This is a genomic window from Peptostreptococcus canis, assembly GCF_014229965.1.
Lineage (GTDB): Bacteria > Bacillota > Clostridia > Peptostreptococcales > Peptostreptococcaceae > Peptostreptococcus > Peptostreptococcus canis.
In genome coordinates, this window is record NZ_JABGBW010000019.1 from 1 (window position 1) to 3,328 (window position 3,328).

Annotated in this window: 1 protein-coding gene; it reads right to left on the bottom strand. The window is 35.2% G+C overall.

Annotation, left to right across the window (positions count from 1 at the left end):
• Window positions 1-39 precede the first annotated feature (39 nt).
• A partial coding sequence (locus HLB29_RS09410) for a DUF7927 domain-containing protein (protein ID WP_185624893.1) occupies window positions 40-3,328 on the bottom strand: 3,289 nt, incomplete at its 5' end.

Consider the following 3,328-nt stretch of genomic DNA (forward strand, 5'->3'; position numbering starts at 1 on the left):
GCCTTCTAATACTAAAATGTTTTGAATGTGTGTTATCTTTTACTTGTTAAGATTTTTTCTTCGCCTTAATTCAAAGAAAAGCAATATACTTCCCGGAATAGCGAATAAGCCTGCATATCTTGCCGGATCTAATCCATCACCTGTTTTAGGTAATCTTTTAATAATATCATCAGGAGTATTTGGCGTTGTTGGTTTATTTGGTACTGTCTTTTCCGGAGTAGGATTATGTGTTTCATTTGTTTCATAATCATTTTTACCATCATTTACCTTTGCCATATTTTTCAATATAACTCCATCAATGTTATTATTTACTTTTACTTTAAAACTTACTGTAATACTTTCTCCAGCTAATAACTTCTTTTTCCATGTAATTATTCCATCTTTATACACACCATCATTATCTGCTGAATTTTCTATATATGCTGTGTGTACCGGAATTTTATCTGTAATGACAACATCTTGTTCTTTTCTAGTTGTATTCTTATATGTTATCTTGTAAGTTAGTATTTCTCCAGGATTTACTTCTTTACCATCAATATTTGTAGTCGTATCTCCTTTAAATACCTCCTTCTTTGGTCTTGTCGGTGGTGTTTCCGGTACAGGGTTGTTTGTCGGATTTGTCTTTAGGTTGTTATTACCTGCCTTTACCAGGGCTTCATTTTTTAAATTCTCTCCTGAAGCTGACTCTTTTACCTTTACCTTAAATGTAACTTCATATGTCTCTCCATTTCCAAGGTTTTCTTTTGTCCATGTTATTGTTCCACCGCTGTACACTCCACCATTGTCTGCAGAATTATCTACATATTCCGTAAATTCAGGTATTTTATCTTCAATAACTACCTTTTGTACTTTCCCTGTTATATTTTTATACGTTATCTTGTAAGTTAATATTTCTCCGGATTTTACTTCTTTTCCGTCAATATTTGTAGTCGTAGAACCTTTAAATACTTCTTTCTTCGGTTTTGTAGGTGGTGTTTCAGGTACAGGGTTGTTTGTCGGATTTGTCTTTAAATCGTTCTTTCCGGCTTTTACCAAAGCTTCGTTCTTTAAATTCTCTCCGCCCGCTGACTCTTTTACCTTTACCTTAAATCTAACTTCATATGTTTCTCCATTTCCAAGGCTTGCCTTTGTCCATGTTATTTTTCCACCGCTGTACACTCCACCATTGTCTGCAGAATTATCTATATATTCTGTAAATTCAGGTATTTTATCTTCAATAACTACCTTTTGTACTTTCCCTGTTATATTTTTATACGTTATCTTGTAAGTTAATATTTCTCCGAATTTTACTTCTTTTCCGTCAATATTTGTAGTCGTAGAACCTTTAAATACTTCTTTCTTCGGTTTTGTAGGTGGTGTTTCAGGTACAGGATTATTTGTCGGATTTGTCTTTAAATCGTTCTTTCCGGCTTTTACCAAAGCTTCATTCTTTAAATTCTCTCCTGAAGCCGATTCTTTTACCTTTACCTTAAATGTAACTTCAAATGTCTCGCCATTTCCAAGGTTTTCTTTTGTCCATGTTATTGTTCCGTTACTGTATACTCCACCGTTGTCCGCTGAATTATTTACATACTCTGTAAATTCAGGTATCTTATCTTCGATTACTACCTTTTGTTCCTTGCCTGTTGTATTTTTATACGTTATCTTGTATGTTAATATATCTCCAGGGTTTACTTCCTTACCGTCGATGCTTGTTGTTTCTGTTCCCTTAAATACTTCCTTCTTTGGTGGAGTTGGTGGTGTTTCCGGTACAGGATTATTTGTCGGATTTGTCTTCAAATCATTCTTTCCGGCTTTTACCAAAGCTTCGTTCTTTAAATTTTCTCCGCCTGCCGATTCCTTTACCTTTACCTTAAATGTAACTTCAAATGTTTCTCCATTTCCAAGGCTTGCCTTTGTCCATGTTATCGTTCCGTTACTGTACACTCCACCGTTATCTGCTGAATTATTTACATATTCCGTAAACTCAGGAATCTTATCTTCGATTACTACCTTCTGTTCCTTACCTGTTGTATTTTTATACGTTACCTTGTAAGTTAATATTTCTCCAGGATTTACTTCCTTACCGTCAATATTTGTAGTTTCACTTCCCTTGAAGACTTCTTTCTTTGGTGTAGTCGGTGGTGTTTCCGGTACAGGGTTGTTTGTCGGATTTGTCTTTAGGTTGTTATTACCTGCCTTTACCAAGGCTTCGTTTGTTAACTTTTCTCCACCTGCTGACTCTTTTACCTTTACCTTAAATGTAACCTCAAATGTCTCGCCATTTCCAAGATTTTCTCTTGTCCATGTTATTGTTCCACCACTGTATACTCCGCCATTATCTGCAGAATTTTCTACATATTCTGTAAACTCAGGGATCTTATCTTCGATAACTACTTTTTGTGCTTTTCCTGTTGTATTTTTATATGTTACTTTGTAAGTTAGTATTTCTCCAGGTTTTACTTCCTTACCATCTATATTTGTAGTTTCACTTCCCTTGAATACTTCTTTCTTAGGTGGAGTTGGTGGTGTTTCCGGTACAGGGTTGTTTGTCGGATTTGTCTTTAGGTTGTTATTACCTGCCTTTACTAGAGCTTCGTTTGTTAACTTTTCTCCACCCGCTGATTCTTTTACCTTTACCTTAAATGTAACTTCATATGTCTCGCCATTTCCAAGATTTTCTCTTGTCCATGTTATTGTTCCACCACTGTATACTCCGCCATTATCTGCAGAATTTTCTACATATTCTGTAAATGCCGGAATCTTATCTTCGATAACTACTTTTTGTGCTTTTCCTGTTGTATTTTTATATGTTACTTTGTAAGTTAGTATTTCTCCAGGTTTTACTTCCTTACCATCTATATTTGTAGTTTCACTTCCCTTGAATACTTCTTTCTTAGGATCTGTCGGTGGGGTTTCAGGTACAGGGTTATTTGTCGGATTTGTCTTTAAATTGTTCTTACCTGCCTTTACTAGAGCTTCGTTTGTTAACTTTTCTCCACCCGCTGATTCTTTTACCTTTACCTTAAATGTAACTTCATATGTCTCGCCATTTCCAAGATTTTCTCTTGTCCATGTTATTGTTCCACCACTGTATACTCCACCGTTGTCCGCTGAACTTTCTACATATTCTGTAAACTCAGGGATCTTATCTTCGATAACTACTTTTTGTGCTTTTCCTGTTGTATTTTTATATGTTACCTTGTAAGTTAATATTTCTCCAGGATTTACTTCCTTACCGTCAATATTTGTAGTTTCACTTCCCTTAAATACTTCCTTCTTTGGTGGTACGCTTTTAATGTTTGTAATTATAAAGCCTGTTTTTGCGTCTCCGGTAATAATTGTGTTA